Genomic DNA, 25,602 nt, shown 5'->3' on the forward strand with positions numbered 1-25,602 from the left:
TCCTCACAGAAGCGAGCGAAAGTGGATGAAACACAATCTCTGTGTCATCAGGCTGGTTCGTTTCGCATCCGCTTCGGTCATCATGCTCGCCACCGCCGCAGTGGCAGAAGATCTCGAACCCAGGTCCTACGCCAATACACCGGTCGGTATCAATTTCCTGCTCATCGGCTACAGCGATCTCCATGGCAATGTGACGGCCAACCCCTCGATCCCACTCGAAGATGCCAGGCTCAATATCAAGACGGTCGTGTTTGCCTTTGCCAGATCCCTGGACGTCTGGGGCCGCTCGGGGAAGTTCGATATCGTCGTGCCCGAGGCAAAACTGACCGGCTCAGCCCTGCTTGCCGGCGAACCCAGGGAGCGTAATGTCTCTGGGCTGATCGACCCAAGATTTCGCTTCTCGGTCAACTTGTATGGCGCCCCGGCGATGTCCCTGGCCGAGTTCCCCAGCTACCAACAGGATGTGATTATCGGCGCCAGCCTGGCGATCACGGCGCCACTGGGCCAATACGACGACAGCAGGCTGATCAATCTGGGCAATAATCGCTGGTCATTCAAGCCTGAACTCGGGGTTTCCAAACGTGTGGGGCCAGTGACCCTGGAATTATCCGGCGCAGGAACCTTTTTCACCGACAATGACGAGTTACTCGGCGACCACGTGCTTTCCCAGGATCCGATTTACCAAATACAGGGGCATCTTATCTACGCCTTCAACTATGGGGTCTGGGGTTCGCTGGATGCGACCTACTTCGCTGGCGGCAGCAGCTCAGTGGATGGGGTCAGTAACCGTGATTTTCAGGAAAGCACCCGCTACGGCTGCACCCTTTCGCTGCCGTTGAACCGCAACCATTCGATAAAGCTGAATGCGAGCTATGGCGGACATTCCCGCACGGGCAGCGAATACGATGCTGTCGGCATGGTCTGGCAGTATCGTTTCGGTGCAGGACTTTGAAAGACAGGATTTACGCTACGTCCCATTCACGCGTTGGTGGGACATTTGTCCGACCCTGCTTGCTTACCCCCCGGAGGTGGCTCAGGCAAATCGACAGTTACCTGACCTGATTCGACGGATAAAGACCGGCAAGCCGCGCAATCACAACACCTACGTAAAAGACGCCGGAAAATTCTTCGACCATCACAAGTGAGCGGGCGTGGTTGGTCAGCGGGATAACGTCACCGTAGCCGGTGGTGGTGAGCGTCGTGAGGCTGAAATAGATCAGTTTGAAGAAGGTCCCGGGCTGTGCGAAGTCGAGTTGGCCAGGGCCGAATGAGCCTGCGGCGGATATCTCGACCAGGGCAAAGATGAAGGACCAAACGAAGGCCAGCATGATGTAACCCGCCAGCGCGCCATGCAGTTTGTCAGCTGTAATTGGCCCGCGCATGAGGATATAGCGAAGCACTCCGCTAAACGAAACCGCAAGAGACGCCGCATAGGAAATCCCGGCAAGCTTAAGAATCGCGATACTCCCAGCCCCCAAGGCCGCCCATTGAAGGCCAACCCCAAGCAGCGCCAGACACAGCTTGAGGATGAACCCTCGCCGAGTCTGCCTGGTGGCGAAAGCGCCCACGAGCAGCACCGTTGAAAACAGAATGCCGAGCGACAAGCGAGGCATTAAACCCTCCTCAAGGAAGGGAAACAGAAGGATCAATCCTAGTAAGAGCAGCAATAGATAGGTGCAGGGCCCTCGTCCTATCACCATCTGAGCTAAATCCGCGTCGGACTCGGCTTTATCTTGCGGATTTGTCATACCGGTTTCCCTGAGGACGAAGTCACCCTCGATACCTGACGTTGCACGGCTGAATTCTGATCTTGTTTCAGGATAGTTGGCAGTGAAACTCTCTGCTCAAACCAAGCACTCTGCCATCACTCGACTAGACTTCGAAATGTGCTTCTAGCGTGAAGTTCGTGGCCGGCGTGCCACTGCTGTATCTGGTATGGAGCAGTAAAAGCCGATACGAAACAGCGCAACTTGTGGAGCGCAGACTATGTTTTGGAATCACTCTCTGAAAACATGGCATCCATGTTGTTCGCCAACCGACACCTGGCTGGGCGCGATGGCGATTGCGGCCTTCACGTTCGCGCTGTTTGCTGGCCCAGTCCATGCTGCGATCGAAGCAAAACCCTCCCCCCTGACGCCCTCACAGCGTGAGGAACTCACGATCTCTTCCCAAGAGGTGATGAAACCTTGGAAAGGCGACCTCGACGGGATGATCCAGCGCGGGACCATTCGAGTCCTGACTGTCTATAGCAAGACATTCTATTTTGTTGACAAGGGTGTCCAGCGCGGCGCTGCCTATGAGATTTTTCGCCTGTTCGAGGCGGATCTGAACAAGAAGCTAGCTAACGAAAACAAGCTCAAGCATAAACATCTCAAGGTCCGCATGGTCTTTGTTCCGGTTGCGCGGGGCGACCTGCTGGAGGCGCTGGTTGCCGGTAAAGGCGACATTGCGGCGTCCAACCTCACCGTGACTGAAGATCGCAAGCAGCAAGTCGACTTTTCCGTACCCACCTATCGAAATGCCAGTGAAGTGGTGGTGACCGGTCCAGGCTCTCCCCCAGTATCGAGCGTGGATGAGCTATCGGGAAAGGTAGTCTTCGTTCGCCAATCCTCCAGTTATTACCAAAGTCTGATGGCCCTCAACCGGCGCTTCGCCACCGAGAAGAAGCCTGCCCTGATTCTCAAATTGGCGCCGGAGAACCTGGAGGACGAGGATCTGATTGAGATGCTCAACGCCGGATTGATTCCGCTCATCATCGTGGACAAGCACAAGGCGGACTTCTGGAAACAGGTCTTCCCCCAGATCACGGTGCATGAAAATGTCGCCGTGCGCACCGGCGGTGAAATTGCTTGGGCGATCCGTAAAGACAGTCCGAAACTTATGGCTGCCACCAACGATTTCGTGGCGGGCCATAGCCTGGGGACTACAGAGGGGAACATTATCCTGGCGCGTTATTTGAAGAACGCAAAGTATGTGAAGGATGCGGCTTCAGAGTCCGAGCGCCAGAAATTCCTCGTCCTGGTTCAGCTCTTTCAAAAATATGGCGATCAGTATGATGTGGACTGGTTGCTGATGGCGGCCCAGGGGTATCAGGAGTCTCAGCTCAATCAAGCCGTCAAGAGCAAGGTCGGCGCGATTGGTGTGATGCAGGTCATGCCCGCTACCGGCAAGGAACTCGCTGTAGGCAACATTTCGCAATTGGAGCCGAACATTCATGCAGGCATCAAGTACATGCGCTGGATGATCGATCAGTACTACGGCAAGGAACCCATGACCAAGCTGGACAAGGCACTCTTCGCCTTCGCTTCCTATAACGCTGGCGCAGGTCGGGTTTCGAAGCTTCGCAAGGAAGCGGCCAATCGCGGCCTGGACCCAAATGTCTGGTTTCACAACGTGGAGTATGTTGCCGCCGATAAAATCGGAGCGGAAACAGTGACCTACGTGAGTAACATCTACAAGTATTACATTGCCTACAAATTGCTCATCGAAGCCAGGACGGCAAAGGAGGAAGCCGCGAAAAAGTTGAAGGGTGAGATCGAGGAAGCGCACTAAGTCCGCAAGGGTGAAAGAAAAATCGTTCGATTCGGGTAGCTCCCGGTACTAAGGGAGGTACCAATGAACGCTAAAGGACCATTCCTGTCTGGCGTCACAGGTTTAGGCTCGATTCCAAGAGCAAAAGTTACCGGCTGCGATAGCCCATCCACCTCTGCGTCTTAAAGTGTTTGCCTGAACACTTGATACAGCACGTCTCCCGCTGAACTCGTCAATGACGATATTCAGACCCGCCTCACAGCCTGCGATTTGAGTACAAGATCTCACCTGATTTCCGGGTTTCCAGAATAAAAGAGGAATTACCATGAGCAGCACCTTCTTCATTCCATCCGTGACCATGATGGGCATCGGCAGTCTCGACGAAGCGATGCTCGCCATCCGTAAATATGTTTTTTCGCAAAGCCTTGATTGTCACTGATGCAGGCCTGGCCGCCGCCACCGGCATGGACGCGCTGACCCACGCTATCGAAGCCTATGTGTCGACTGCGGCAACACCGATCACCGATGCCTGTGCACTCAAGGCCGTGGAGTTGATCTCGGCCAACCTGCGCACTGCCGTTGCCCAGGGTGACGACATGACCGCTCGGGAAAATATGGCCTACGCGCAATTTCTTGCCGGCCCGGTTTAAAGACATCGCCAACGCAATGGGGGGTCGACACCCAGCAGCTGAATGCGGAAAAAGGCGCCGCCGCGGCCATCACCGCCATCCGTAAACTGTCTTTGGATGTCGGTATTCCGAGCGGCCTCGCCGAACTGGGCGCCAAAGCCGACGACATCCCGATCCTGGCCACCAATGCCATGAAGGATGCCTGCGGCTTCACTAATCCGCGTCCTGCCAACCAGGACGAGATCGAGCAGATTTTCCTTACCGCGATGTAACCGATGTGAAGTGACGCCAGCCAGATCAAAAGCCCCGCCTTCGGTTGAAGTGCGGGGCTTTTTTGGGGTTCTTCGCAGGTGTTCGAGTCTGTATCTCATAAACGCGTGGCATCTGTGTCTATCGGAAGCAGGACTGGGTGAGTACGGTCCGCAGACACTCCTTCAATGACGAGGCAACGATGGATCTAACGGCTGTTCCCTTTGGTACGACCGATTGGTCGACCGTCGAACCTGTACAGCATGCTGGACAGACCGGTACCGCCTATTGGCGAACCTGTCAGTTTGGTTCAACCCGTGTGCGGATGGTTGAGTACAGCGCCGGGTATCTGGCCGATCACTGGTGCTGGAGAGGTCATATCCTGTTGTGCCTGGAAGGCGAGTTGCACACGGAGCTGGAGGATGGTCGTCAGTTCACGCTCACCGCCGGGATGAGCTATCAGGTGGGCAGCAATACTGAGGGGCATCGATCTTTCAGCACCACCGGTGCCAAGTTGTTCGTCGTGGATTAACGCTGGGGCGCCTGGTTCGGGGCTACGCTAAAGCCATGCGGATCGTCGATCAATCGGGACCCACTGTTCGCGCTGCGTCCGTCCTTGGAGCGACCAATGCCGTCCATCATCACGCGCCTGGTGGCGCTGTTTGTTCTTTGCCTGACGCTTGAAGTACCAGCCCAGACCAACGCCTGCCCGGCTGGCGAAACACAAGTGTGCCTGGACGGCTGCATCTGCCTGCCAGACGTGGGACCGCTGCTTGGTCCCCTGGCTGATGATATCCACCAGATCGCGGCGCCTGCTTTGGCGATGTGGCTGACCCAAGCCCGCGCGGACGCCGCCAGCGCCGGCATCCAATCCATTCCACCGCACATCCGCGAGCAACTGCTGCGCTGGTACGACCCCAGCGTCCTCGACGCTGCGCGCTACAAAGTGAGCGACAACGGCCAATTCAACGCCGCCACGGCCATGCTGCAAAACCCCGATGTCGGTGCCGTGACGCTGATCGACATCATCCTTTTCCGGGACGCTCAAACCGCAGAGCAGGACATTGCGCTCTGGGCGCACGAACTAAAGCATGTGCAGCAATATCTGGAATGGGGGGTAGAAGGATTTGCCCAGCGGTATACACAGGATTTCAATGCTGTGGAGGCGCCGGCTTATGCCATACAGGCTGAGGTCAGGCAGTTGTTGCGGGAAGGGAATGACTGAAAAGCCCGAGTTGATCGATTGCACTTACCTCTGCGGTTCGGCCACCAGCAGCAATGACTGCGGCGCAGGACTTTGCGGGTGCTGCGGCTCTTGCAGGGCGGCCAGCCGAAAACCGGCCATGTCCAGCGCATTGAACCAACTGGACAAGGTGCGCAAGTACCACGGCATGGGTTGCCATTGGCCCTTGAACCCGGCGAAGGTCTCTTCCCGCCAGCCATCCTGATAGTCGCCCGCTGCCGCGGTCCATGGATGCAACGTCTGGATCACCAGCGCGCCGCCAGGGGCGAGCAGGGCGTTCATGGCGGTGAGCAGCGGGATGATGTCCTGGTGCAGCAGGGCGAAGTTGGCGCAGATCAGGTCGTAGTCGCGGCCAATGTCCACCTTCGCCTCCACCAATTCTTCATAGCTCGCCAGATGCACCGACGAAGAGCCCGCCGCCCGCGCCGCCTCGACCAGCGTCGCATCGCCATCCACACCGACCGCCTCGATGCCCCGTTCAGCCAGCGCGCGCAACAACCAGCCCTCGCCGCAGCCCAGGTCAAGCACACGCTCGGGCTGGCGACTCAGCACCGCCAGCAGGATGGCCTGGTCGGTGACTTTGAGGCGGCTTTCGATGGCACCAGTGCGGATGGCGTCGATCCAGGATTGGGCGTTGTGGTGCCAGCTGTCGAGGAGGGTGGATTCGGGGGTGGGCATGTCGGTGACCAGCGTTGTGGGTTGGATAAAAAGCCAGGGCAAGTTCGGGCTGATCGAAAAATCCTTACCAGCCTTTCACCCCGCTCATATCGGGCAGCTTGTGAGCGATGCCCTTGTGGCAGTCGATGCACGTGGCTTCACCATTGGCCAGAGAAGTTGAATGCATGGAGGAAGCGCGCTTGCTCTGGCGGGTAAAGTCCATGAATTCGAAGTTGTGGCAGTTGCGGCATTCACGCGAGTCATTGGCCTTGAGCCTTGCCCACTCATGTTCGGCCAGTTCGCGACGCAGCATGAGAAATTTGTCACGCGTATCGATGGTGCCAAAGATCTTCCCCCACACCTCTTTCGAAGCCTGCATCTTGCGCGCGATCTTGTGGGTCCATTCGTGGGGCACGTGGCAATCCGGGCAACTGGCGCGCACGCCGGAGCGGTTCGTGTAATGAATGGTGTCCTTCAGTTCGACGAACACGTTGTCCCGCATTTCATGACAGGAGATGCAGAATTTCTCGGTATTGCTCAGCTCCAGCGCGGTGTTGAAGCCACCCCAGAAAATGATCCCGGCGATAAAGCCCCCCAACGTCAGAAAGCCCAGGCTGTAGTAGAGGCTCGGACGACGCAGAATGCCCCAGTAATCCTTGAGCAGGGCGAACAGTTTTCTCATGTTGCCTCCTCAGGGTTTCTGCGTGGCGTTGGCTTCGTCTTGCAGTATTTTGTCGATCGTCTCGAAACTGTTGCCCACCAGGGGCAGTACTTCTGTTTGCGGCACGTGGCATTGGTTGCAGAAGTACCGGCGCGGTGACACCGCCGCCAGCGCCTGGCCGTCGCGGTCCATGTAGTGGGTGATGCTGATCATCGTTGCCTGGGTTCGCGCGCTGTTGGCCCGGCTGTGACAGGACAGGCACTTGTTGCCGTTCTTGTCGATCTGATAACCGAGGATGGTGTGGGGGATGGTGGGTGGCTGGTCCGGGTAATTGCGTTCGCGTTTCAGGTCCTTGTTTTCTTCATTGGCAATGGGCGGGGCCGGCATACTCTGGGTCAAGGTGCCACCGGGTCGGCGTCCATCTGGCCCCGAGGCATCGAGGGGGTAATTGACTTCTGCAGCCATCACCACGCCAATCGCAGCGAGCAGGAGCAACGGCAGGGTTCGCAAAGGCATGACGGTTCTCCTCAGGCCACGCTGATCAACTCGATTCGTATCGCGCATTTTTTGTAGTCGGTCTGCTTGGAGATCGGATCGGTGGCATCGAGCGTGACTTTGTTGATCAGCTTGTTGGCATCGAAAAACGGCACGAATACCAGTCCTTGAGGCGGTTTGTTGCGTCCGCGGGTTTCTATGCGTGCACGGATTTCACCGCGTCGGCTGATCAACTTCACTTCACTGCCACGCCGCGCCTTCAAGGCCTTGGCATCTTCGGGGTGCATGTAGACCAATGCGTCCGGCACCGCTTTGTACAGTTCCTCGACGCGCTGGGTCATGGTGCCGGTGTGCCAGTGTTCGAGGACGCGTCCGGTGCTCAGCCAGAATGGATAATCGGCATCCGGGGCTTCGGCTGGCGGCTCGTAGGGGAGGGCGAAGATAATCGCCTTCTTGTCCGGGTAACCGTAGAACTGCACCTCGCTGCCTTTCTCCACATAGGGGTCGAGCCCTTCGCGGTAACGCCAGCGGGTTTCCTTGCCGTCCACCACCGGCCAGCGCAGGCCTCGTTCGCTGTGATAGCGGTCGAACGTGGCAAGGTCATGCCCGTGGCCGCGACCGAACTGGGCGTACTCTTCGAACAAACCTTTTTGCAGGTAGAAGCCAAACGCTTTGGCTTCATCATTTTTGTATCCGGCTTCCATTTGCTCGACCGGGAACTGGTCAACCTGGCCGTTCTTGTAAAGCACTTCAAACAGGGTTTTGCCCTTGAGATCAGGAGACTTGGCGAGTAACTCGGCGGGCCAGGTTTCATCGGTGGTGAAGCGCTTGGAAAACTCCAGCAACTGCCACAGGTCCGACTTGGCGTCCCCCGGTGCGGTCACCAATTGATGCCAGAACTGCGTACGCCGCTCGGCGTTGCCAAAGGCACCTTCCTTTTCTACCCACATGGCGCTGGGCAGGATCAGGTCGGCGGCTTGCGCGGACACGGTGGGGTAGACATCCGAGACAATCACGAAATTATCCGGGTTGCGCCAGCCCGGCAGGACTTCCTGCATGATGTTCGGCCCGGCGTGCATGTTGTTGCTGGCCTGGGTCCAGTAAACGTTGAGCACGCCGTCCTTGAGCATGCGGCTCTGTTCCACCGCGTGAAACCCAGGTTTCTCCTGAATGGTACCGGCGGGCAGCTTCCAGATTTTTTCGGCGATGGCGCGGTGCTTGGGGTTGGTCACCACCAGATCGGCGGGCAAACGGTGGGAGAAAGTCCCGACTTCGCGCGCCGTACCACAGGCCGACGGCTGGCCGGTCAACGAGAAGGGGCTGTTGCCCGGCTCGCTGATTTTGCCGGTGAGCAAATGGATGTTGTAGATCAGGTTGTTGGCCCAGACGCCGCGAGTGTGCTGGTTGAAACCCATGGTCCAGAACGACACGACCTTGCGCTTGGGATCGGCATACAACTCGGCCAGCGCCTTGAGCCTTTCAGTCGGAACGCCTGTCTCCTTGGCGGTTCGCTCCAGTGTGTAAGGTTTGACGAAGGCTGCGTATTGGTCGAAGGAAATATCCGTCCAGGTGTTGGCCTTGGCGGCATTTTTCGCCTTCATTTCCCGTGGATCATCAGGGCGCAGGCCGTACCCGATGTCGTCGGCACCTTGGGCAAATCGGGTGTGCTTGGTAATGAAGTCCTGGTTCACCGCGCCGTTTTCAATGATGTGGTTGGCGATGTAGTTCAGGATCATCAGGTCGGTTTGCGGCTTGAACACCATGGGGATGTCGGCCAGCTCGAAACTGCGATGTTCGAAGGTCGACAGCACGGCCACTTTCACGTGAGGCTGGCTCAAACGGCGGTCGGTGACCCGGCTCCAGAGCACCGGGTGCATCTCGGCCATGTTCGAGCCCCAGAGCACGAAGGCATCGGTGGCTTCGATGTCGTCGTAGCACCCCATCGGCTCATCCATGCCAAAGGTGCGCATAAAACCCATCACCGCCGAGGCCATGCAATGGCGAGCGTTGGGGTCGATGTTGTTGCTGCGAAAGCCAGCCTTCATCAGCTTGTTGGCGGCATAACCTTCCCACACGGTCCATTGCCCGGAGCCGAACATGCCGACCGACCCGGGGCCTTTGCTCTTCAAGGCTTCCTTGAATTTCAGCTCCATGATGTCGAAGGCCTTCTCCCAACTGATCGGCTGGAATTCGCCTTGCTTGTCGTACTGGCCGTTAGTCATGCGCAAAAGCGGTTGGGTCAGGCGATCGACGCCATACATGATCTTCGAAAGGAAATAGCCCTTTACGCAGTTCAGTCCGCGGTTGACCTCGGCCTTGACGTCTCCGTGGGTGGCGACCACCCGGTTGTCCTTGGTTGCGACCATCACGCTGCACCCGGTGCCGCAGAAACGGCAGGGCGCCTTGTTCCAGTCAAGGGTGACCATGTCCGCTTCGGTGACCAGATTACTGGCGTCGGTAATAATCGGCAGGCCAGCAGCGGCGGCTGCAATGGCGGCAGCCTGGGCTTTGACGAATGCTCGGCGCGACATGCTCATTCGATATCCCCTTCGGGTTCGAGGACTTCGTGATAGATCAACGCCGCGTTGAGTACACCGGGCAAATTGTTGATCTGTTCGATGCGTTGAAGGATCTGGCTTTCGTGTACGGCCTCAAGGACCACCACCAGTTTTCCCGCCGTACTTTCCTGATGCAGTTCCAGGCCGTCCAACAGGCGCAGGTTGGCTTTGACGGCATCGAACAATTCAGGCCTGGCAAGTACTACAAGACTGGCAATATGCAAAGCTTCGTCCATGCGCTGGCTCCAATAGGCTTTCAGAAAAGGCTATTAGTTAGTTGGGTGGTCCTGGGGGGCCGTACAGCATCTGGAAAAACCAGACGATAAAACCGTAGCCGCCGACGATAGCGACTGACAGCAGCGGGAAGAGGCAGATGACAAGAAAGAGAAACAGCCGGGTTTCTTTGCGGCGCTGAGGTTTTCGTTCTTCAGCCAATGACATGCGTAATCTCCTGCCGAACGTGCAGTCAGACTAGATCACGAAGTTTTCGCAGGTTTTCTACCAGGGGGTTTACAGACGAACGGTTGATAACCCGTGCTCTTGGGTCGCAACGGGTTATAACGTTTTCAATCATTACTTCGTTTAGTTCGCAAAATTTCAACTTTTAGTCGCAGGCTTTCAAATCGAGCGTCGAGCGCTCGCGCACACCGGGCCTTTTGCTGCCTGTCGCGACAGTTGTCTCGCGGTCGGTATCAGCCTGTGACGGATTGCTCATCTTGAAAATGCAATTGCAAATTTGTATCATTCGTTTTCAATTCAGCGAAGCAGGGAACGCAGCGCCAAAACAATAATAAGGTCCAGGCAATGCTCAAAATGCTTCTCGTATACGGTCATCTGCTCGCTACGTGTATTGCCCTGGGGAGGGTGTTGCAGGCGGATCACAAGCTTTGGAGTTGGCGCAAGGAAATACTTGACCAGGCCAGGCTTGAGTACCTTGATGAAACTCAGAGGATTGTCAGCCTCGCACTGCTTGCCCTTTGGGCAAGCGGATTGTTGCTGGTGCTTGAGGGTTATCTCAATGAAGGCGACGCGTATCTGCTCAATCAGAAACTCTGGGCCAAGGTAACTGTCGTCGCGCTGCTCAGCCTCAACGGTGCATTACTGCATCGAGTCGGCTTCCCGTTGCTGCAAAAGGCTCCATTCGTCGCACTGCGCAGTGCAGGCCGCACGCGGCTCGCCTTGTTGGGTGCGCTTTCCATGAGCGGTTGGCTATTCGCCGCTTTCCTGGGGGTGGCTCGGGCCTGGAATCACGTGTTGCCTTATCTACATGTGATGGGCGCATTCGCCGCCTTCTCGTTATTGGCGTGTTGCGTGGCACTTGCAGTCGCCGGTAAGGCGGGCAGTGTCGGTGTGCCAAAATCCTCGGTACCGGGGTAGTTCAAATGACCGACTGGCGTTCGGTCACGCGGTTGACCGCGAACCGAACGGCCCGCGTCACCGCCGCTCTCTTAATTTTTGCACTCGGCCAATACCACTTTGCAGGTGTCGGGCGTGCCACCGGATCGTCCGGCATAGCGTATGCAATTATTCAGGGATTTTTTGCGAGCCATGTTCAAGGTGGAGCCCCACGCCAGGCCGCCCTCGCCGACAGTGGGAAGCGCTTTTGCATAGCAGCTGTCGCCCAGGCTTGAGGCCGCATAGCGAGCCGTCGCCGCTTTGCCTGAGCATCCCGCTGTCAGCGCGAGGCTGATCGCGAGGAGGGAGAGCAGGCCCCATGACGAGCATCGGCGCGCTGTTGTTCCGGTCATCCGGTCTCCCCCTTTATCAAGAGGCTAGAGGCTTGTTTGGGGTCGTGCTCTATTCAGGTTAGATGGTGTTGTGCCGGCTCTTGGGCCGGTTTAATGGAATTAGCGCTTTTGAGTCATTCTCGCTGACAGCCGGCGTCGCGAGCGCTCGCTGGACGCCATGACCGCGGCTATGGCATCGTCGAAAAATACGCCATGTAGTAAACAGGATAAAAACAATGGAGGAGGGTGATGAGGTCGGCGCCAACACGTCGCTGGCAACGCTAAAGGCGTTCAATCGTTGCGTGTTGCACCTGGGTCGGCTTGCGCGCGATCACGGCGCCTCCCAATTCATCGCCGATGGCTTGCAGGCCTTCGGTCAACTGGTGCCCTTCGCTTCGGCATGGTGGGGCGAGATGTCGACATCAGACGCCAGTACGCCTCAAAGCTGGATGCACGGGCGGATCAATCTGCCTGAATCGTTTGCCGTCGAATGGCACAAAGTAGCGATCAACGACCGATTTTCCCAGGAGACCTTAAGTCAGCCCGGGGAAGTGTTACGCGACAGTGGGTTCAACGATCCCTGCGAGCAGGTGAATGACTTCGCACGCCGTCACGATCTCTATTACCTGATGAGCATCACGTTCGAGCTCCCGGAAAGCGGCTTGATGTTCTTCGTTTGTCTCTACCGTGGCCTTCATGCGCAGGCTTTCAACGCCAGCGAGGACGGATTGTTTTCGGCGTTCTGCGACCATCTGTTGCAGCTGTGGCGCTTTCAGGTGCAGGACATGATTCGCTGTGACACGGGCAACGGGGCGAGTGACTTCGGGGTCGCCCGGATGGATGGCAGTCTGCTGTATGTGGGCGCAAGCCTGTGCGCCGCCATTCAGCGCGAATTGCCTGGGTGGAGTGGTTCAATGCTTCCCGTTGATGTCATCGCACACCTGGAAAAAGCGCCGTGTGTGATTCGCCTGGGGCGTACTGCAATGACGCTTAGCCCCAACGCCGAGCACGTCATCCTGTCACTCGAAACACAGTCGCGCGGGGCGGTGCTGGCACCTCGCGAGCGCACGGCGGCGATGCTGTTCGCCGCCGGCCATTCCTATAAGGAAATTGCCAAAATGCTTGCACTGAGTCCGGCCACAGTGCGCACCTATCTGCGCAACTGCTACGTGCAGCTCGGCGTGAAGAGCAAAGTGGAGCTGGGTTCTGTCCTGCGCTCATCGACTTCGCCTACGGAAACTGCACGTCGTAATTAAGCGCAGCGCCTTCAGCCATAACGCAGACCTTGTAGCAGCTGCCGAAGGCTGCGTCCGGCTGCGCAGCAGTCGTAAACCCTGAGTGCGCGGTGAGTCTGGTGCACCGCATAGTCTGACTTCACGACTGCTGCGCAGCCGGACGCAGCCTTCGGCAGCTGCTACAAGGACTGTGTTGCTGCTTAGCTGACGGTATTTGCCTTACCCCTCCTCATTTGTGGAGGTCCATCCGACCGCCGCGCTCTATAGGGTATGCCCTGTATATCAGGGGCTTGCGACCGTCCGTTCGGGCCACTTCCACAACATCTGCCTCCCAGTCCAATAAAAACAAGAGAGTGTTCCGATGCAGCGATTTATTCCAAACCTGTTGGCCGCAGCCCTGGCTTTTTCTTCGGTGCAAGCCATGGCCGCCGCTGACCTTGTGTTGTTCAACGGCAAGGTCTTCACCGCCGAACCCGGTCAGGGACTGGTCCAGGCAGTGGCCGTGCAAGACGGCAAGATCCTCAAAGTGGGCAGTAATGCCGAAATCAACGCCCTGGCCGACACCCGCACGCAACGGATCGATCTGGCAGGCAAGGTGCTGATGCCGGGAATGATTGATACCCACAGTCACCCGGTGGTCGGGGCCTTCGACAGCATGGGCGCCAACCTGCTGGATGAAGTCAAACCGTTGCCGGAGCTTGAACAGTGGATCATTGAACAGGATCAGGCAGGCATCGCGCGGGCCGGTGACGTGATCAGCATCGCCGGGGCCAGTTCGGCGTATTGGGACAAGAGCCGGGAGCTGGGCCAGCGCTTCAATCAGGGGCGCTGGGCCGATCAACCGGTGGTCCTCAGCGGGATCGACGGGCACACCGGCTGGGCCAACAACGCCATGCTCAAGCGCTTGAAGATCGACGCGGCGCTGGTTAAAGGCCTGTCGGAACAGGATCGCGCCTATGTGGGCCACGAAGCGGATTTCACCCCCAATGGTTATTTTGCCGAGTCGCGCTGGGACCAGGTACGCAGCCAGATCCCCGCGCCCAGCGGCGAGATCATGTTGAAAGCCGCCCGCGAGGCGGTGAAGGTCAACAATCAATACGGCATCACCGCCTGGATGGACGCGGCGGCGAATGCCGGCAGTGGCGATTCGTTGTTCGATTTCAAGGCAACCGAGCAGAGTTACGGCGTGCTGCCGCTTTATCGCGAACTGGCGGAGAAGGGCGAACTCAATGCCCACGTCGCCGCGCTGCTGTTGGCCAACCCGAAAAGCCGACCGGCCGACCTGGAAGTGCTGGCCAAGGTGATGAAGAAATTCGAGGGTGTGCCTAACCTGAGTTTTCCCGGGATCAAGGTATTCGCCGATGGCGTTCTGGAGTTTCCGGGGCAAACCGCCGCGGTCATCGTGCCCTTCAACAACAGTCATAAAAACGGTCAACTGCTGATCGACCCCGCGCACTTCGGTGAGTTGGTGGTGGCAGCGGAGAAGCGTGACTGGATTGTGCACATGCATGCGGTCGGCGACCGTGCGGTGCGTGAGTCACTCGATGGTTTTGCCTATGCGCGCAAACTCAATCCGACACCGGTGGCCCATAGCATCAGCCACCTGCAACTGGTCAACCCGAAAGAGTTTCCGCGCTTCAAGCAACTTGGCGTGATCGCTTCCATGCAATTGCTGTGGGCCACGGGCGAGACGTACACCGTCGAGCTCGTCAAACCCTATATCAGTGCATTTGCTTACGGTTATCAGTATCCCGCCAAGTCCCTGCATAACGCCGGTGCGGTCATCGCCGGTGGCAGCGACTGGCCGGTGTCCAGCCCCAATCCATGGAACGCCATCGCTCAGGCCAGCACGCGCAAAGGGCCGCTGGGCGTGTTGAATGCCAAGGAAAGCATCGATCGCCAGACCATGTTCTATGCCTACACCCTCAATGCCGCCAAGGCCCTGCGTCTTGAGCAGCAGATTGGTTCGTTGACGCCCGGCAAACAGGCCGACCTGATCATCCTCGACCGCGATGTCTTCAAGGTCAGCGATGACGAACTGTTCGACACCAAAGTCCTGAAGACCTTCTTCGCCGGCAAAGAGGTGTACGCGCCCGCGTCCTGACACGCCGTTCGCCCGCACCCCGCAACAGACGCCTGGCTCCTCCCATGACGAGGGGCTCGGCACCGCCATGCCTGAAATAACCCGCAGCTCCATAACAATAAGAGACTTGTATGAACGCACGCTCAGTATTGACCCTTGCCATTCTTGCATTGGCACCCCTGACCACCCACGCACTGACACTTAACGATGACTTCAGCCTGGACATGACCCTGGGAGTCTTCAGCGACTACCGCACCCGTGGCATTTCGCAAACACTGGGTGATCCGGCGGCTCAGGCCGGCGCCACGCTGGTCCATAGCAGCGGCCTGTACGTGGGCGCCTGGACCTCGAACGTCGATTTCGGCGGCCAGTTCAAGACGCGCCAGGAACTCGAGTATTACGCGGGCTACTACTGGCAGGCGACCGAGGCCATCAGCCTCGACCTGGGGTACATCAAGTACGACTATCCAAAGGAAGGCCAATTCAACATGAGCGAGGTCTACGCCATCCTTGACGTTTATGGCGTGAAGCTCGGCACCAACTACTCAAACGATACGCCTAACTTTTTTGGCGAAGACCAGGACACCCTTTACACCTACCTCAGCTACAAAATCGAGTTGCCGGCCGACATCGGCCTGGACCTGCGCGTGGGACGCAACGATTTCAAAGACCCGGCGTTCTGGTCCGCCAGCGGCGACAGCCGTGAGGCCTACACCGAGTGGGAAGCCAAGTTGACCCGTGACTTCGTGGGCGTGACCTGGGGCCTTAGCTACATTGATACCGACCTGTCGAAAAGCGAATGCGCGAGCTGGTACGGCTATGGTGATTTGTGCTCCGCCACTGTGGTTGCCAGCGCCAGCAAGGCGTTCTAAGCGTTAAAAGCCCTGCCAGTGAGTTAACAGGAACCCAGGGTTGTCAGCCTCCTGGCAGATCGCTTTTGGCCCCTTATGTGGCGCGTTACCTGCCGAGCAAGACCTCGTCGCCCTTGTAGGCGCTGGCGCAGGCTGCGATTTTTTAATCTACCTTTCCCTTTTCCCGCTCATCAATTCAATCCGCAAGGAAACGATCAACATGGACATCCAGGCCCTGCGCGCCGACGCAACCCACCTCGATAAAATCGCCAGCCTGTTCGACGCCTATCGGGGCTTCTATGGCCAGCCGTCGAACCTGCCGCAGTCTCGCGACTTCATTGCCGAGCGCATTGCCCGGGACGAATCTGCGATCTTCTTCGCCCAGGCCCCCGGCGGTGACGCGTTGGGTTTCGTCCAGTTGTTCCCGACGTTCTCCTCCATCGACGCGCACCGCACCTGGCTGCTTGGCGACCTGTTCACAACACCTGCCGCCCGAGGGCAGGGCGTAGGCACGTTGCTGATGAACACAGCGCGAGCCTTCGCATTGTTGACCGGTGCAAAAGGCATGGTGCTGGAAACCGCCACGGACAATGTCGGCGCGCAACGGTTGTATGAATCCCTGGGCTATGTGCGCGATACGGGTTACTACACCTACTGCCTCGATTTGAAACAAGGTTGAGCCCACCGCTGTCGGTTACACCAACGCGTGCAGGAATTCAGCTTGGGCCTTGGGGCACGTGAGGATGCGGTAACGGGTGCTGCGGGAAACATCACGGTCGCGAAAACGTTCATACACCGCCTGGAAAACGTCGCGGTTCAATGCTGGGTGCTGATGCGTGAGGTAGCGTTCGCAGCACGCGTTGTAGTCTTCAACCGATATGAACCTGTTGAACCAGAAGCGATAGAAGTAACCCAGCAGAAAACCCAGGCTGAAGTCGTGTTCCAGCACCGAATGCGCGCAGCATTCGAAATCGATCAAGCGCAGCCTGCCCTCGGGGCCAATCAGGATGTTCTTGGGGTGCGGGTCCATGTGCACAAACCCTTCGACCAGCGTCTGCCCGAACAGGTGGAAAATGTCCGACAGCAGCGCTTGCGCCTGTTCGGGGTGGCTGATCAGTCGATCATCGACGCTGCAATGATTGTCAAAAAAACTGACCAGCAAATACTCTTCCTTGAGAAAAGGAAAACGCCCGACGTAGCCGAATGCAGCCACTCGGGGCGATGACTCCGACTTGGCGGACACAACGGACAGGTTGATGAATTCGTTGGTCAGGTCATGCAGCCCGAACACACGCTTGAGGCCCAGGAAATTCTGCAGCTGCTTTTTCCAGTGAATCAGGCGATTGTGTTTCAACACCCATTTACGCTCGCCTTCGAGCAGGAACACACTGCGGGTTTCCTCGGGAATATCCAGCAATGCATGTTGATCCGGCTCGGCAAAAAAACGCTGGAGCACGGTCACCAGTTCGTTCTGATCAGACGGATCGAAATGGAAGGTGACGCCGGCAATTTTTTGCTGATTCAGAGGGGCAGTAAGGTGTTTGAGGTGGCGCATGCAAAGTCCCTGCTAATGCTTTGGGTCCATATAACGCCGGCAATCGAGCGCGACGCTTTGTCGTTATCGGCAGGACGCTGCGGACCCTTACTCACCAGGTTGGTTTTTTATCGCCGGGACTTACTTCAAGCGTGTGTCAGATTTTTAAACATCGGCAGAGGATGCGTGTTTAAACGCGTTCAAGGTTACTTCCTGAAAGCCACAAGACCTTGCGCCGTTGCCTACGGCTGCGCCAGAATCCGCCGGCTTGTGTGCCTTGGGGCCGCTCGGTAACTTGATTCGTGTCACTGCCCATCAGTGACCGGGTTTCGCAGCCCGGGCAAACTCTAGACGCACAACGTCTACCGTCCGTGAGCAGACGCTTCATTAGGTCTGTCATTCGTGTCATGGCGGCTGTGCGTGGGAGACCTTAGGGTCTGCCGGGTTCCTAGAGTCCTGGTCTGCGAACCCGCGTACAGTTGCCACCTTTTTTTCGTTTCGCAGCGAATGGTGGCAGCTCCATTTCTCTAGGAGTTTCACTATGTTCAAGGTCACACCCAACCCGCCGGACACCGATCCGGTCTCCCCGTACGAATCCGATTCAAAAAAACTCAACGAGGCCGCCGAGCGCGCCCTCAACTTCCACTTCCCGTCGATTGCCGACATCAAAGCCACCCCGCGAACCTGCAGCACCCTGTTTTCCGTGGACCCAGAGGCCACGACCGAAACCCTGGCGGTTTTTCTGGTCGAAACCCTGGCCTCGATCGATGTGATGGTCCACGAGTTGGTGGACCTCCTGGAGGGTTGTTCGCGCTATTCCCTGTTGGGCATTTCCAACAGCGTCATGGTGGCTGAAATCACGGCAAACCGATTGCTGGATAAAATTGAGCCGCCTGCGTAACGGCGGCCTGCTGTGGTGAGGTAGCAAGCTCCCTCGCCACAGCTTTCGTGGTTGTCATTGCTGACCGGTGATTGGGTTTGGTGTCAGGCCTGGGCTACCGCGTCATCGTTTATCGCGAGCAAGCTTTGCTCCTACAGGGGGGTGTTTTAGGCAGTGTGTTGGATTAGGTCTTTCTGCCATTTGGCAAGCGAAAGAAGGCCAGGCGCGACCAAGCTGTGCCGCGCGATGCGGGGCACAGCCTTGCCATTAGGAGACGGTTTAAGGTTCTATGCAAACCCGAGAAACGACAGGATAACCACGACTACCACAACTAGCCCGACGATGTAGATGATGTTGTTCATGAGTTTCCACCTCTCAACCTGAATGGATTGCGAAATGTGGCGTTACAACCACACGGTACTGCACCTTTACTGGCAATTCCATTGCGCAACACACAGAGCTCCGTTGCTCATTCGCCACCGCGCGACTCGACTTACAGCCAGTATTCCCAGAGCCGTCCCATCTGCTCCTTGGCTCTCAAGGCGAGCGGGCGGCGCTGCCAATTTTCCAGCGTGATTTCGTTGGACTTGGCCAGGTCAGCCATGAAGGCCGCCTGCATCTTTTTTCCAAATTCGGTGCCCAGCACAACGACGTTGACTTCATCGTTGTGCACGAAGCTGCGCCAGTCGAGGTTGGTGGAGCCGACAGTCGACCACACGCCATCGATGACGGCTGTCTTGACGTGGAGTAGCGCGTCACGGCGTTCGTAAAGCTTGATATTGGCCTCCAGCAGCTCGGTGTAGTTCGCGCGTCCGGCATGGAACACCAGCCAGGAATCAGTGCTGCCGGGCAGCACCAGCTTGACGTCGACGCCACGTGCTGCCGCCTCCTTGAGTGTCGCCAACAACTGCGGATCGGGCACAAAGTAGGCGTTGGTCAGCCATATCTCGGTCTGCGCGCTACGCAGCGCCGAAATCAACGTCGCATAGATCTGGCTGAACGGTTCATCCGGCGAACTGCCGATGGCACGAATCACTTCGCTGCCTTTGCGCTCCAGTGGTGGAAAGTAGTCGCGAGCCGCGAGTGGTTCACCTTTCTGCGCAGTCCAGGTTGCGATGAACAGTTTCTGCAGTTCTGCAACCACCGGCCCCTCGACGCGCAAGTCGGTATCGCGCCAGGGCAAATCACCACTGGGACGCGTCTTCGAGCTCGCGCTGAGTGAGCCCCCCGAATAAACGCTGCTGATATTGATCCCGCCGAGAAAGGCAATACGACCGTCCACGATCAGCAGCTTTCGGTGGTCGCGCTGGTTCACGTCCCAGCCTGCTTTGGCCGTCAACGGATTGATTGGGTTGTATTCCAGAACCTTGATGCCCGCTTCGGTCAATCGAGTGAAAAACGCTGCGGGTGTCCTAAGGGTTCCGACGCTGTCACGGATCAGATTGACCTGTACGCCTTTGTTTTGTTGAGCGATCAGTGCGGCGGCGAAACGCTGACCGACTTCATCATCTTCGAGGATGTAGGTCTCCATGTTGATGTGGTCACGCGCCGCTTCAATGGCTTTGATCATCGACTGGTAGGTGCTGGGACCGTCCTGCAGCAAGTCGACTTTGTTGCCTTCCGTCAGCGGGCTACCGGAGATGGATTCTTCGATGGCGAGGTGCACATCGAAGATGTTGGTCTCGGCGCCGGTGGACTTGAGTCGGTCGATGATGGCTTTGCTGCGTTCCGCTGACAGAGGTCCGTTTATCCCGTCGAGTTGCACGGGCGCAGAGGGCGCGAGGGCCATGTCCGGCACTATCCTCGGCAAAACACTGGAGCCGATCACAAAGGTCAGGAGCACAACCAGGCCTAGCACTAGAGCAATGCATGCACCTTTGCATCGGGTTAGAAGATTCATCAGGGCCCCTCTTGGCGAGGACGGTGATAGCGCGCTGAATAGCAAAGCTTCGCTTTTGAACGAACCAGGCCCCAAGGCCTGTGATCAGTTGCGATGCCATCAGTTGGTTGGACCACTTCGCAAGAGCCGGGTTCGTTGTCAGAAACTGCTTTTGGCCGAGAGCTGCCCGTGCTTCGGGAGCGGAGGTCGACTGTTCACTCACGCAGTTTGGTCGAAAGCCACTGCGGAATAGCGGCGGTAGAAGATACCAATTGGCCATCGCGTCCGTTAAAGTGTGCGCCGCCCGAGAGATGGATCCCGGGCTACATCTCAAGGAGTTTTTCAGTGAAGTACCTCAGTAAAGTTGTCGCTGTTGCCCTGTTCGGTCTGGTTCTGGCGGGTTGCACCGGCACGCCGATGAACACCCAGCATTATGAAAGCAGCCAATACACCGTCCTGGGCCACAGCGAAGCGAGCGCCACTGGCCTGCTGCTGTTCGGCATGATCCCGATCCAGCAGAACAACCGTTTTGTTCGCGCTCAGAACGCGGCGATCAAAGCCAAGGGCGGTGACGCGATGATCAACACTCAGGTGCAGGAAAACTGGTTCTGGGCGTGGGTCCTGACCGGTTACACCACTAAAATCTCTGGTGATGTGGTCAAGCTGAAGAACGTTCAGTAAGCGCAGAGCTCTGCCTGTTGACGCGAAAAAGCCCGGTTTAGCCGGGCTTTTTCGTTGCTGGAGTTTGGATGATCGCGACGCTCATCGAGAAGTTTGGAATTCTGTTATGGGAGCTGGTGAGCACGAAATAGTCCAATGAGGCAGCAGTGACCATCGTCTCCGCTGCCTAAACTCAACACCTCAGTTTTCGATATTCTCTTGCATCAAGCGCAAAAACCTCGACCTCATTTACCTCGCTTCGGAACCCGATTTTTTCGCGCTTAGCATCAACTCCTACCGGACAAACTCAAACACCCCAGCCCTCGCGCACAGCCCTTCGAATGCCCTCCAGCAACATCGCAAATGCGGGGTTGTCATTGTTCTCGCGCCAGATCAAATGCAGCTCGCTCTGCACACCTTCGCCCAAATCGATGTCGCGAAACACCACGTTCTTGAACACCACGCTGGTGGCGCAGCGAGGCACCAGGGCCAGGCCCATGCCGGCATTGACCAAGGCCAGGATGGTCAAGGATGAACCGAGCCATTGCACGTATTCCGGGGCGACGCGGGCAGAGCGGAGCATGCCGGTCAGCAGTTCGTTGAACGGCGGGTAGGCGGCGTGGGAGTACATCAGGAACGGTTGCGCATCGAGGTCTTTGACCGACACGGTTGCTGCACTCGCCAGCCGATGACTGCTCGGCACCGCCAGTACAAACGGTTCACGCACCAGGCATTCGGTGGCGTAACCCGGCTCCAGTAACGGCGCTCGAACGATGCCCAGATCGATCCGCCGCGCACGCAGGGCTTCATGCTGCTGGTAGGTGTTCATCTCCGTCAGGTCGATTTTCACCTGCGGCTGTTTGAGCCGCGCTTCGGCGATGACCTTGGGCAGGAATTCATACACCGCGCTGCCGACGAAGCTGATGTTGACCGAGCCGATGTCGCCCTCGGCAAAACGGCGGGCGGTGACGGCGGCTTGCTGGGCGCGCTCCAGCAGGTTCTGCGCTTCGATGAAGAAGGCGCGGCCGGCGGCGGTCAGGGCGACGCTGCGGGTGGTGCGGGTGAACAGCTCGACACCCAGGTGATGTTCCAGCAGTTGAATCTGTCGACTGAGGGGCGGTTGAGTCATGTTCAACCGTTCGGCGGCCCGGCGGAAATTCAGTTCGGTCGCCACCGTGGTGAAACAGCGCAGTTGAGTCAGTTCGAACATTGATCTAATCCAGGTATCAATCGAATGCCAAGTTAGATTAGACGGGATCAATGTGCGCGTCCATGATCGGCTCGTCCCCTAAAAAAACAATGATCGGGAGTCGCCCCTTGAATACCCTCCAGAGTCCGCCGGACCCGAACGTGCTCGCCCGCGCCGCAGCCAAGGTCAAGCGCCATGTGCTGCCGCTGTTCGTGGTGATGTTCATCGTCAACTACATCGACCGGGTCAACATCGGTTTCGTGCGCAGCCACTTGGAAACCGACCTCGGCATTGGCGCGGCAGCCTACGGCCTGGGCGCCGGGTTGTTCTTTATCGGTTACGCGATCTTCGAAGTCCCCTCCAACTTGTTGCTGCAACGTTACGGCGCTCGCGCCTGGCTGACGCGCATCATGTTCACCTGGGGCGCGGCGGCGATGGCGATGGCTTTTGTGCGCGGCGAAACCAGCTTCTATGTATTGCGTTTTGTCCTCGGTGCAGCCGAAGCGGGCTTCTTTCCCGGCATCATTTATTACTTCACCCAATGGCTGCCGTCGACCGAACGCGGCAAGGCCATGGCGATTTTCCTCAGCGGTTCGGCCATTGCCTCGGTGATCTCCGGTCCCGTCTCTGGCGCGCTGTTGAACGTCAGCGGTTTCAGCCTGCATGGCTGGCAGTGGATGTTCCTGATTGAAGGCTTTGCCTCGATCGTGCTTTGCGGATTTGTCTGGTTCTGGCTGCAATCCCATCCGCGCGAGGCGAAATGGCTGAGCGCCGAAGAAAAGGACGCACTGGTTGACGCTATCGCCCTGGAACAACAGGCCCGCGAAGCCACACAAACCGTCAAGCCGTCGATGTTCAAACTGCTGGCCGACAAGCAAATCGCGCTGTTCTGCTTCATCTACTTTTCCATCGCCCTGACCATCTACGGCGCCACGTTCTGGCTGCCGAGCATGATCAAGAAAATGGGCAACCTCGGCGACTTCCAGGTCGGCCTGTTCAACTCGATTCCGTGGATCATTTCGATCATCGCGATGTATGGCTTCGCCGCCATGGCCAGCAAATGGAAACACCAGCAAGCCTGGGTAGCCTTGACCTTGGTGATCGCCGCGTTCGGCATGTTCATGTCCACCACCGGCGGGCCGATCTTCGCCTTCGTCGCCATCTGTTTTGCCGCCATTGGTTTCAAGGCCGCCTCGGCATTGTTCTGGCCGATTCCGCAAGGCTATCTGGACGCTCGCATCGCCGCGGCGGTAATCGCCTTGATCAACTCCATCGGCAACCTCGGCGGTTTCGTCGCCCCGACGGCGTTCGGTTTCCTGGAGCAGAAAACCGGCTCCATCGAAGGCGGCCTCTACGGTTTGGCGGCCACGTCACTGGTCGCGGCCGTGGTGATCTTTTTCGCTCGCACCGCACCGCGTGGCGACGTTGCAACGCCTGAAAAATCCATCCGTCATCAAGCCTTGAGTTCAGGTTCAAAGGGAGCAGCCTCTTGAAAATCAAACGAGTCACCGTCACCCCAATCGCCTTCCGTGATCCGCCGCTGCTCAACGCCAGTGGTATCCACGAACCTTTTGCGCTGCGCTCGATCATCGAGATTGAAAGTGACAACGGCTACATTGGCCTCGGTGAAAGCTACGGCGACGCCCCGGCGCTGTTGATCCAGCAGCAACTGCAAGACCAGTTGATCGGCCTCGATCCGTTCAACCTCAATCACCTGCGCCGCATCGTGCAGGCCACCGTGGCGGCGAACAAACCGGCGAGCATTGCCGGTGCGGAACTGGCGCCGGGCTCCCATGCCAGCAAAGCGGTGAGCAACGCGTATTCAGCGTTCGAAGTGGCGTTCCTGGATTTGCAGGCGCACTCGTTGAACGTGCCGTTGGTGGATTTGCTGGGCGGTGCGATTCGCGACGAGATTCCGTTCAGCGCCTACCTGTTCTTCAAGTACGCCCAGCACGTCGACTCGCCCTACAAACCCGACAGTTGGGGCGAGGCGCTGAACGAAGAACAGATCGTCGCCCAGGCGCGGCGCATGATCGAGGCCAACGGTTTCAAGAGCATCAAGCTCAAGGCCGGCACGTTGCCGCCGGAGCACGAAGTGTCGTGCATCAAGGCGCTGAAAAAGGCGTTCCCCGGTTACCCGTTGCGCATTGATCCGAACGGCAACTGGTCGCTGGAAACTTCGATTCGCATGGCCGAACTGCTGGGCGACGACCTGCAATATTACGAAGACCCTACGCCGGGCCTCGAGGGAATGTCCGAACTGCACAAGCGCACTGGCCTGCCGCTGGCGACCAACATGGTGGTCACCGACTTCGATGAGTTCCGCCGCAGCGTGGCGTTGAACAGTGTGCAGATCGTCCTCGCCGATCACCATTACTGGGGCGGTCTGCGCGACACTCAGGCGCTGGCGAAAATGTGCGAGACCTTTGGCTTGGGCGTATCGATGCATTCCAACTCGCACTTGGGCATCAGCCTGATGGCGATGGCGCATGTCGCCGCCGCGGTACCCAATCTGGATTACGCCTGCGACACGCATTACCCGTGGCAGGAGCCGGATGAAGAAGTGATCAAGGGCGGCAAAATCCCCATCGTCGATGGCTGCGTGAAGATCACCCGCGCGCCCGGGTTGGGCCTGGAGCTGGATCACGATCAACTGGGCAAGCTGCACGACCAGTACCTGACGTGCGGCATTCGCCAGCGTGATGACGTGAAACAGATGCAGCGTTACAAGCCGGAGTGGAAGGCGCTCAAACCGCGTTTTTGAGTTCACTCAGCAAACGCTCGATCTGCGCCAGCTCCCAGGTACTGAGCAAACTGACCGGGCCAGTGCCGTAACGTTGCCAACGGTCGAGCGCGCCCTGGTGACCGTCAGTAATACTGGTCACTTAAGACATTCTTCAGTCGAGCTAGACCTGTGGACGCCGCGCTTAAGTGAGCAGCATTAGGCGACGGTCTGCGGGCGCCGGGCAGGCTGACCTTCTTCCTCTCGAAGCTCACGGCTCATGTCGTTGCAGCTTTGCGACCAGTCTGTCAGCCATGTCGGCATCGGCGGCGATTGTTCAGACAAGCCCAGTTCCCGGGCGTACTCGCCAGGGGGCACCGTGCCTTTGGCAGAGCGGAACAGCCCCCGCATCACCACGACACCGACCACGCGTCCCTTGCTCACGAAGCGGTGCTCCATAAAGCTCCACTTGTTGTCCCAGCCAAGCATCCTGGTGTGAATCTCGAACGCTTCGAACAGTTTCAGCTCACGCCGAAACTTGCCCCAGGTGTCCCCGACGATGGGTACAGCCTTATTGCGCAGCGCCACCCGGAATGCGCCGCTGCGCAACACGTAATCCATGCGTCCAATATCGGCCAAGGTGAAATACCGGCCATTGGTAACGTGTCGATTGAGGTCCAGATCAAGCGGCCAGACGCGCATGTGGACGACAGTGGTGGCCAAAGCGTCAACGGGCTTGCGCCACGGACGACGGAACAGCATGAGGAAAAGTCGGAACCAGAGATTCATAAGTACGCCGAGGATTGAATGACCGGTGCA

General features: G+C 57.9%; 25 protein-coding genes and 2 pseudogenes. 14 read left to right on the plus strand and 13 right to left on the minus strand.

Features of this window, described 5'->3' with window-relative positions; all coding sequences use genetic code 11:
* The first annotated feature begins 25 nt into the window (after window positions 1-25).
* Complete coding sequence (locus AC3WP4_RS09715) at window positions 26-952, plus strand: transporter (RefSeq protein WP_102615980.1); 927 nt, start codon at window positions 26-28, stop codon at window positions 950-952.
* A gap of 97 nt (window positions 953-1,049) precedes the next feature.
* Here the strand turns inward: AC3WP4_RS09715 and AC3WP4_RS09720 are convergent, their stop codons facing one another.
* A complete protein-coding gene (locus AC3WP4_RS09720) occupies window positions 1,050-1,748 on the minus strand; it encodes an ion channel (protein WP_074878119.1) in 699 nt (232 codons plus the stop codon).
* 238 nt (window positions 1,749-1,986) lie between these two features.
* Between AC3WP4_RS09720 and AC3WP4_RS09725 the strand changes: the two genes are divergently transcribed.
* From AC3WP4_RS09725 to AC3WP4_RS09740, 4 genes and pseudogenes are all read left to right on the plus strand, one after another.
* The gene (locus AC3WP4_RS09725) at window positions 1,987-3,552 is read left to right on the plus strand and encodes an MltF family protein (RefSeq protein WP_207250609.1); all 1,566 of its coding nucleotides are present in this window, start codon (window positions 1,987-1,989) and stop codon (window positions 3,550-3,552) included.
* A gap of 350 nt (window positions 3,553-3,902) precedes the next feature.
* Window positions 3,903-4,432: pseudogene (locus AC3WP4_RS09730) on the plus strand (dehydroquinate synthase/iron-containing alcohol dehydrogenase family protein); the annotation flags it as partial.
* 179 nt (window positions 4,433-4,611) lie between these two features.
* Window positions 4,612-4,941, plus strand: coding sequence for a DHCW motif cupin fold protein (locus tag AC3WP4_RS09735; protein WP_102615982.1), 330 nt, complete (start codon window positions 4,612-4,614; stop codon window positions 4,939-4,941).
* A gap of 96 nt (window positions 4,942-5,037) precedes the next feature.
* The gene (locus AC3WP4_RS09740; RefSeq protein ID WP_102615983.1) at window positions 5,038-5,634 is read left to right on the plus strand and encodes an eCIS core domain-containing protein; all 597 of its coding nucleotides are present in this window, start codon (window positions 5,038-5,040) and stop codon (window positions 5,632-5,634) included.
* 24 nt (window positions 5,635-5,658) lie between these two features.
* Here the strand turns inward: AC3WP4_RS09740 and AC3WP4_RS09745 are convergent, their stop codons facing one another.
* The 6 genes from AC3WP4_RS09745 to napE all read right to left on the minus strand — a co-directional run bounded on the left by AC3WP4_RS09745 (window position 5,659) and on the right by napE (window position 10,464).
* Window positions 5,659-6,330: a class I SAM-dependent methyltransferase gene (locus tag AC3WP4_RS09745; RefSeq protein ID WP_102615984.1), complete on the minus strand. Its 672-nt coding sequence runs from the start codon at window positions 6,328-6,330 to the stop codon at window positions 5,659-5,661.
* A 64-nt stretch (window positions 6,331-6,394) separates the two neighbouring features.
* Complete coding sequence (locus AC3WP4_RS09750) at window positions 6,395-6,991, minus strand: cytochrome c3 family protein (protein WP_102615985.1); 597 nt, start codon at window positions 6,989-6,991, stop codon at window positions 6,395-6,397.
* Between the two features lie 9 nt (window positions 6,992-7,000).
* Complete coding sequence (locus AC3WP4_RS09755) at window positions 7,001-7,486, minus strand: nitrate reductase cytochrome c-type subunit (RefSeq protein ID WP_074878098.1); 486 nt, start codon at window positions 7,484-7,486, stop codon at window positions 7,001-7,003.
* An 11-nt stretch (window positions 7,487-7,497) separates the two neighbouring features.
* Entirely contained in the window at window positions 7,498-10,002 is a 2,505-nt protein-coding gene (gene napA, locus AC3WP4_RS09760) for a nitrate reductase catalytic subunit NapA (RefSeq protein ID WP_102615986.1), read from the minus strand.
* Entirely contained in the window at window positions 9,999-10,259 is a 261-nt protein-coding gene (locus AC3WP4_RS09765) for a chaperone NapD (RefSeq protein WP_102615987.1), read from the minus strand. Before AC3WP4_RS09765 ends, napA begins: the two co-directional genes overlap by 4 nt.
* 37 nt (window positions 10,260-10,296) lie before the next feature.
* A complete protein-coding gene (gene napE, locus AC3WP4_RS09770) occupies window positions 10,297-10,464 on the minus strand; it encodes a periplasmic nitrate reductase, NapE protein (RefSeq protein ID WP_008154754.1) in 168 nt (55 codons plus the stop codon).
* A 363-nt stretch (window positions 10,465-10,827) separates the two neighbouring features.
* Here napE and AC3WP4_RS09775 point away from each other — a divergent pair, with 363 nt between their 5' ends.
* Window positions 10,828-11,400 (plus strand): DUF2214 family protein, encoded by a 573-nt coding sequence (locus AC3WP4_RS09775; RefSeq protein WP_102615988.1) that lies wholly within the window; start codon window positions 10,828-10,830, stop codon window positions 11,398-11,400.
* A 71-nt stretch (window positions 11,401-11,471) separates the two neighbouring features.
* Here the strand turns inward: AC3WP4_RS09775 and AC3WP4_RS09780 are convergent, their stop codons facing one another.
* Entirely contained in the window at window positions 11,472-11,771 is a 300-nt protein-coding gene (locus tag AC3WP4_RS09780; protein ID WP_074878094.1) for a hypothetical protein, read from the minus strand.
* Between the two features lie 215 nt (window positions 11,772-11,986).
* On the opposite strand from AC3WP4_RS09780, the gene AC3WP4_RS09785 reads away from it, so the two are divergent.
* From AC3WP4_RS09785 to AC3WP4_RS09800, 4 genes are all read left to right on the plus strand, one after another.
* Window positions 11,987-13,006, plus strand: coding sequence for a helix-turn-helix transcriptional regulator (locus tag AC3WP4_RS09785; RefSeq protein WP_102615989.1), 1,020 nt, complete (start codon window positions 11,987-11,989; stop codon window positions 13,004-13,006).
* 340 nt (window positions 13,007-13,346) lie between these two features.
* Window positions 13,347-15,089, plus strand: coding sequence for an amidohydrolase (locus AC3WP4_RS09790; protein WP_102615990.1), 1,743 nt, complete (start codon window positions 13,347-13,349; stop codon window positions 15,087-15,089).
* A 110-nt stretch (window positions 15,090-15,199) separates the two neighbouring features.
* Complete coding sequence (locus tag AC3WP4_RS09795) at window positions 15,200-15,940, plus strand: TorF family putative porin (RefSeq protein WP_102615991.1); 741 nt, start codon at window positions 15,200-15,202, stop codon at window positions 15,938-15,940.
* A gap of 199 nt (window positions 15,941-16,139) precedes the next feature.
* Window positions 16,140-16,598, plus strand: coding sequence for a GNAT family N-acetyltransferase (locus AC3WP4_RS09800; RefSeq protein ID WP_074878085.1), 459 nt, complete (start codon window positions 16,140-16,142; stop codon window positions 16,596-16,598).
* Between the two features lie 15 nt (window positions 16,599-16,613).
* Here the strand turns inward: AC3WP4_RS09800 and AC3WP4_RS09805 are convergent, their stop codons facing one another.
* Window positions 16,614-17,474: a phosphotransferase gene (locus tag AC3WP4_RS09805; RefSeq protein WP_102615992.1), complete on the minus strand. Its 861-nt coding sequence runs from the start codon at window positions 17,472-17,474 to the stop codon at window positions 16,614-16,616.
* Between the two features lie 520 nt (window positions 17,475-17,994).
* Here AC3WP4_RS09805 and AC3WP4_RS09810 point away from each other — a divergent pair.
* A complete protein-coding gene (locus tag AC3WP4_RS09810; protein WP_074878081.1) occupies window positions 17,995-18,354 on the plus strand; it encodes a DUF6124 family protein in 360 nt (119 codons plus the stop codon).
* A gap of 472 nt (window positions 18,355-18,826) precedes the next feature.
* Here the strand turns inward: AC3WP4_RS09810 and cls are convergent, their stop codons facing one another.
* Window positions 18,827-20,122 (minus strand): cardiolipin synthase, encoded by a 1,296-nt coding sequence (gene cls / locus AC3WP4_RS09815; protein ID WP_256581196.1) that lies wholly within the window; start codon window positions 20,120-20,122, stop codon window positions 18,827-18,829.
* A 435-nt stretch (window positions 20,123-20,557) separates the two neighbouring features.
* Here cls and AC3WP4_RS09820 point away from each other — a divergent pair, with 435 nt between their 5' ends.
* A complete protein-coding gene (locus AC3WP4_RS09820) occupies window positions 20,558-20,893 on the plus strand; it encodes a hypothetical protein (protein WP_102615994.1) in 336 nt (111 codons plus the stop codon).
* A gap of 286 nt (window positions 20,894-21,179) precedes the next feature.
* On the opposite strand, the gene AC3WP4_RS09825 is transcribed toward AC3WP4_RS09820, so the two are convergent.
* Entirely contained in the window at window positions 21,180-22,082 is a 903-nt protein-coding gene (locus AC3WP4_RS09825; RefSeq protein WP_074878075.1) for a LysR family transcriptional regulator, read from the minus strand.
* A 107-nt stretch (window positions 22,083-22,189) separates the two neighbouring features.
* Between AC3WP4_RS09825 and AC3WP4_RS09830 the strand changes: the two genes are divergently transcribed.
* Together AC3WP4_RS09830 and AC3WP4_RS09835 are read left to right on the plus strand one after the other, a co-directional pair.
* Complete coding sequence (locus AC3WP4_RS09830) at window positions 22,190-23,554, plus strand: MFS transporter (protein ID WP_074878073.1); 1,365 nt, start codon at window positions 22,190-22,192, stop codon at window positions 23,552-23,554.
* Complete coding sequence (locus AC3WP4_RS09835; RefSeq protein ID WP_102615995.1) at window positions 23,551-24,825, plus strand: glucarate dehydratase family protein; 1,275 nt, start codon at window positions 23,551-23,553, stop codon at window positions 24,823-24,825. Before AC3WP4_RS09830 ends, AC3WP4_RS09835 begins: the two co-directional genes overlap by 4 nt.
* On the opposite strand, the pseudogene AC3WP4_RS09840 reads toward AC3WP4_RS09835, so the two are convergent.
* Together AC3WP4_RS09840 and AC3WP4_RS09845 are read right to left on the minus strand one after the other, a co-directional pair.
* Window positions 24,809-24,931: pseudogene (locus tag AC3WP4_RS09840) on the minus strand (DUF7693 family protein); the annotation flags it as partial. The gene AC3WP4_RS09835 and the pseudogene AC3WP4_RS09840 overlap by 17 nt on opposite strands.
* A 71-nt stretch (window positions 24,932-25,002) precedes the next feature.
* Complete coding sequence (locus AC3WP4_RS09845; protein WP_074878069.1) at window positions 25,003-25,572, minus strand: acyl-CoA thioesterase; 570 nt, start codon at window positions 25,570-25,572, stop codon at window positions 25,003-25,005.
* Window positions 25,573-25,602 lie beyond the last annotated feature (30 nt).

It is taken from the genome of Pseudomonas sp. FW305-20 (assembly GCF_058788075.1).

Excerpts from the sequence above, each read along its gene's own strand:
- AC3WP4_RS09750 (WP_102615985.1), bottom strand. The coding sequence starts at position 6,991 with ATGAGAAAACTGTTCGCCCTGCTCAAGGATTACTGGGGCATTCTGCGT.
- AC3WP4_RS09810 (WP_074878081.1), top strand. The coding sequence starts at position 17,995 with ATGTTCAAGGTCACACCCAACCCGCCGGACACCGATCCGGTCTCCCCG.
- AC3WP4_RS09720 (WP_074878119.1), bottom strand. The coding sequence starts at position 1,748 with ATGACAAATCCGCAAGATAAAGCCGAGTCCGACGCGGATTTAGCTCAG.
- napA (WP_102615986.1), bottom strand. The coding sequence starts at position 10,002 with ATGAGCATGTCGCGCCGAGCATTCGTCAAAGCCCAGGCTGCCGCCATT.
- AC3WP4_RS09845 (WP_074878069.1), bottom strand. The coding sequence starts at position 25,572 with ATGAATCTCTGGTTCCGACTTTTCCTCATGCTGTTCCGTCGTCCGTGG.
- cls (WP_256581196.1), bottom strand. The coding sequence starts at position 20,122 with ATGGCCCTCGCGCCCTCTGCGCCCGTGCAACTCGACGGGATAAACGGA.
- AC3WP4_RS09780 (WP_074878094.1), bottom strand. The coding sequence starts at position 11,771 with ATGACCGGAACAACAGCGCGCCGATGCTCGTCATGGGGCCTGCTCTCC.
- AC3WP4_RS09795 (WP_102615991.1), top strand. The coding sequence starts at position 15,200 with ATGAACGCACGCTCAGTATTGACCCTTGCCATTCTTGCATTGGCACCC.
- AC3WP4_RS09825 (WP_074878075.1), bottom strand. The coding sequence starts at position 22,082 with ATGTTCGAACTGACTCAACTGCGCTGTTTCACCACGGTGGCGACCGAA.
- AC3WP4_RS09755 (WP_074878098.1), bottom strand. The coding sequence starts at position 7,486 with ATGCCTTTGCGAACCCTGCCGTTGCTCCTGCTCGCTGCGATTGGCGTG.
- AC3WP4_RS09775 (WP_102615988.1), top strand. The coding sequence starts at position 10,828 with ATGCTCAAAATGCTTCTCGTATACGGTCATCTGCTCGCTACGTGTATT.
- AC3WP4_RS09790 (WP_102615990.1), top strand. The coding sequence starts at position 13,347 with ATGCAGCGATTTATTCCAAACCTGTTGGCCGCAGCCCTGGCTTTTTCT.
- AC3WP4_RS09735 (WP_102615982.1), top strand. The coding sequence starts at position 4,612 with ATGGATCTAACGGCTGTTCCCTTTGGTACGACCGATTGGTCGACCGTC.
- AC3WP4_RS09785 (WP_102615989.1), top strand. The coding sequence starts at position 11,987 with ATGGAGGAGGGTGATGAGGTCGGCGCCAACACGTCGCTGGCAACGCTA.
- AC3WP4_RS09765 (WP_102615987.1), bottom strand. The coding sequence starts at position 10,259 with ATGGACGAAGCTTTGCATATTGCCAGTCTTGTAGTACTTGCCAGGCCT.
- AC3WP4_RS09745 (WP_102615984.1), bottom strand. The coding sequence starts at position 6,330 with ATGCCCACCCCCGAATCCACCCTCCTCGACAGCTGGCACCACAACGCC.
- AC3WP4_RS09805 (WP_102615992.1), bottom strand. The coding sequence starts at position 17,474 with ATGCGCCACCTCAAACACCTTACTGCCCCTCTGAATCAGCAAAAAATT.
- AC3WP4_RS09715 (WP_102615980.1), top strand. The coding sequence starts at position 26 with ATGAAACACAATCTCTGTGTCATCAGGCTGGTTCGTTTCGCATCCGCT.
- AC3WP4_RS09800 (WP_074878085.1), top strand. The coding sequence starts at position 16,140 with ATGGACATCCAGGCCCTGCGCGCCGACGCAACCCACCTCGATAAAATC.
- AC3WP4_RS09725 (WP_207250609.1), top strand. The coding sequence starts at position 1,987 with ATGTTTTGGAATCACTCTCTGAAAACATGGCATCCATGTTGTTCGCCA.
- AC3WP4_RS09740 (WP_102615983.1), top strand. The coding sequence starts at position 5,038 with ATGCCGTCCATCATCACGCGCCTGGTGGCGCTGTTTGTTCTTTGCCTG.
- napE (WP_008154754.1), bottom strand. The coding sequence starts at position 10,464 with ATGTCATTGGCTGAAGAACGAAAACCTCAGCGCCGCAAAGAAACCCGG.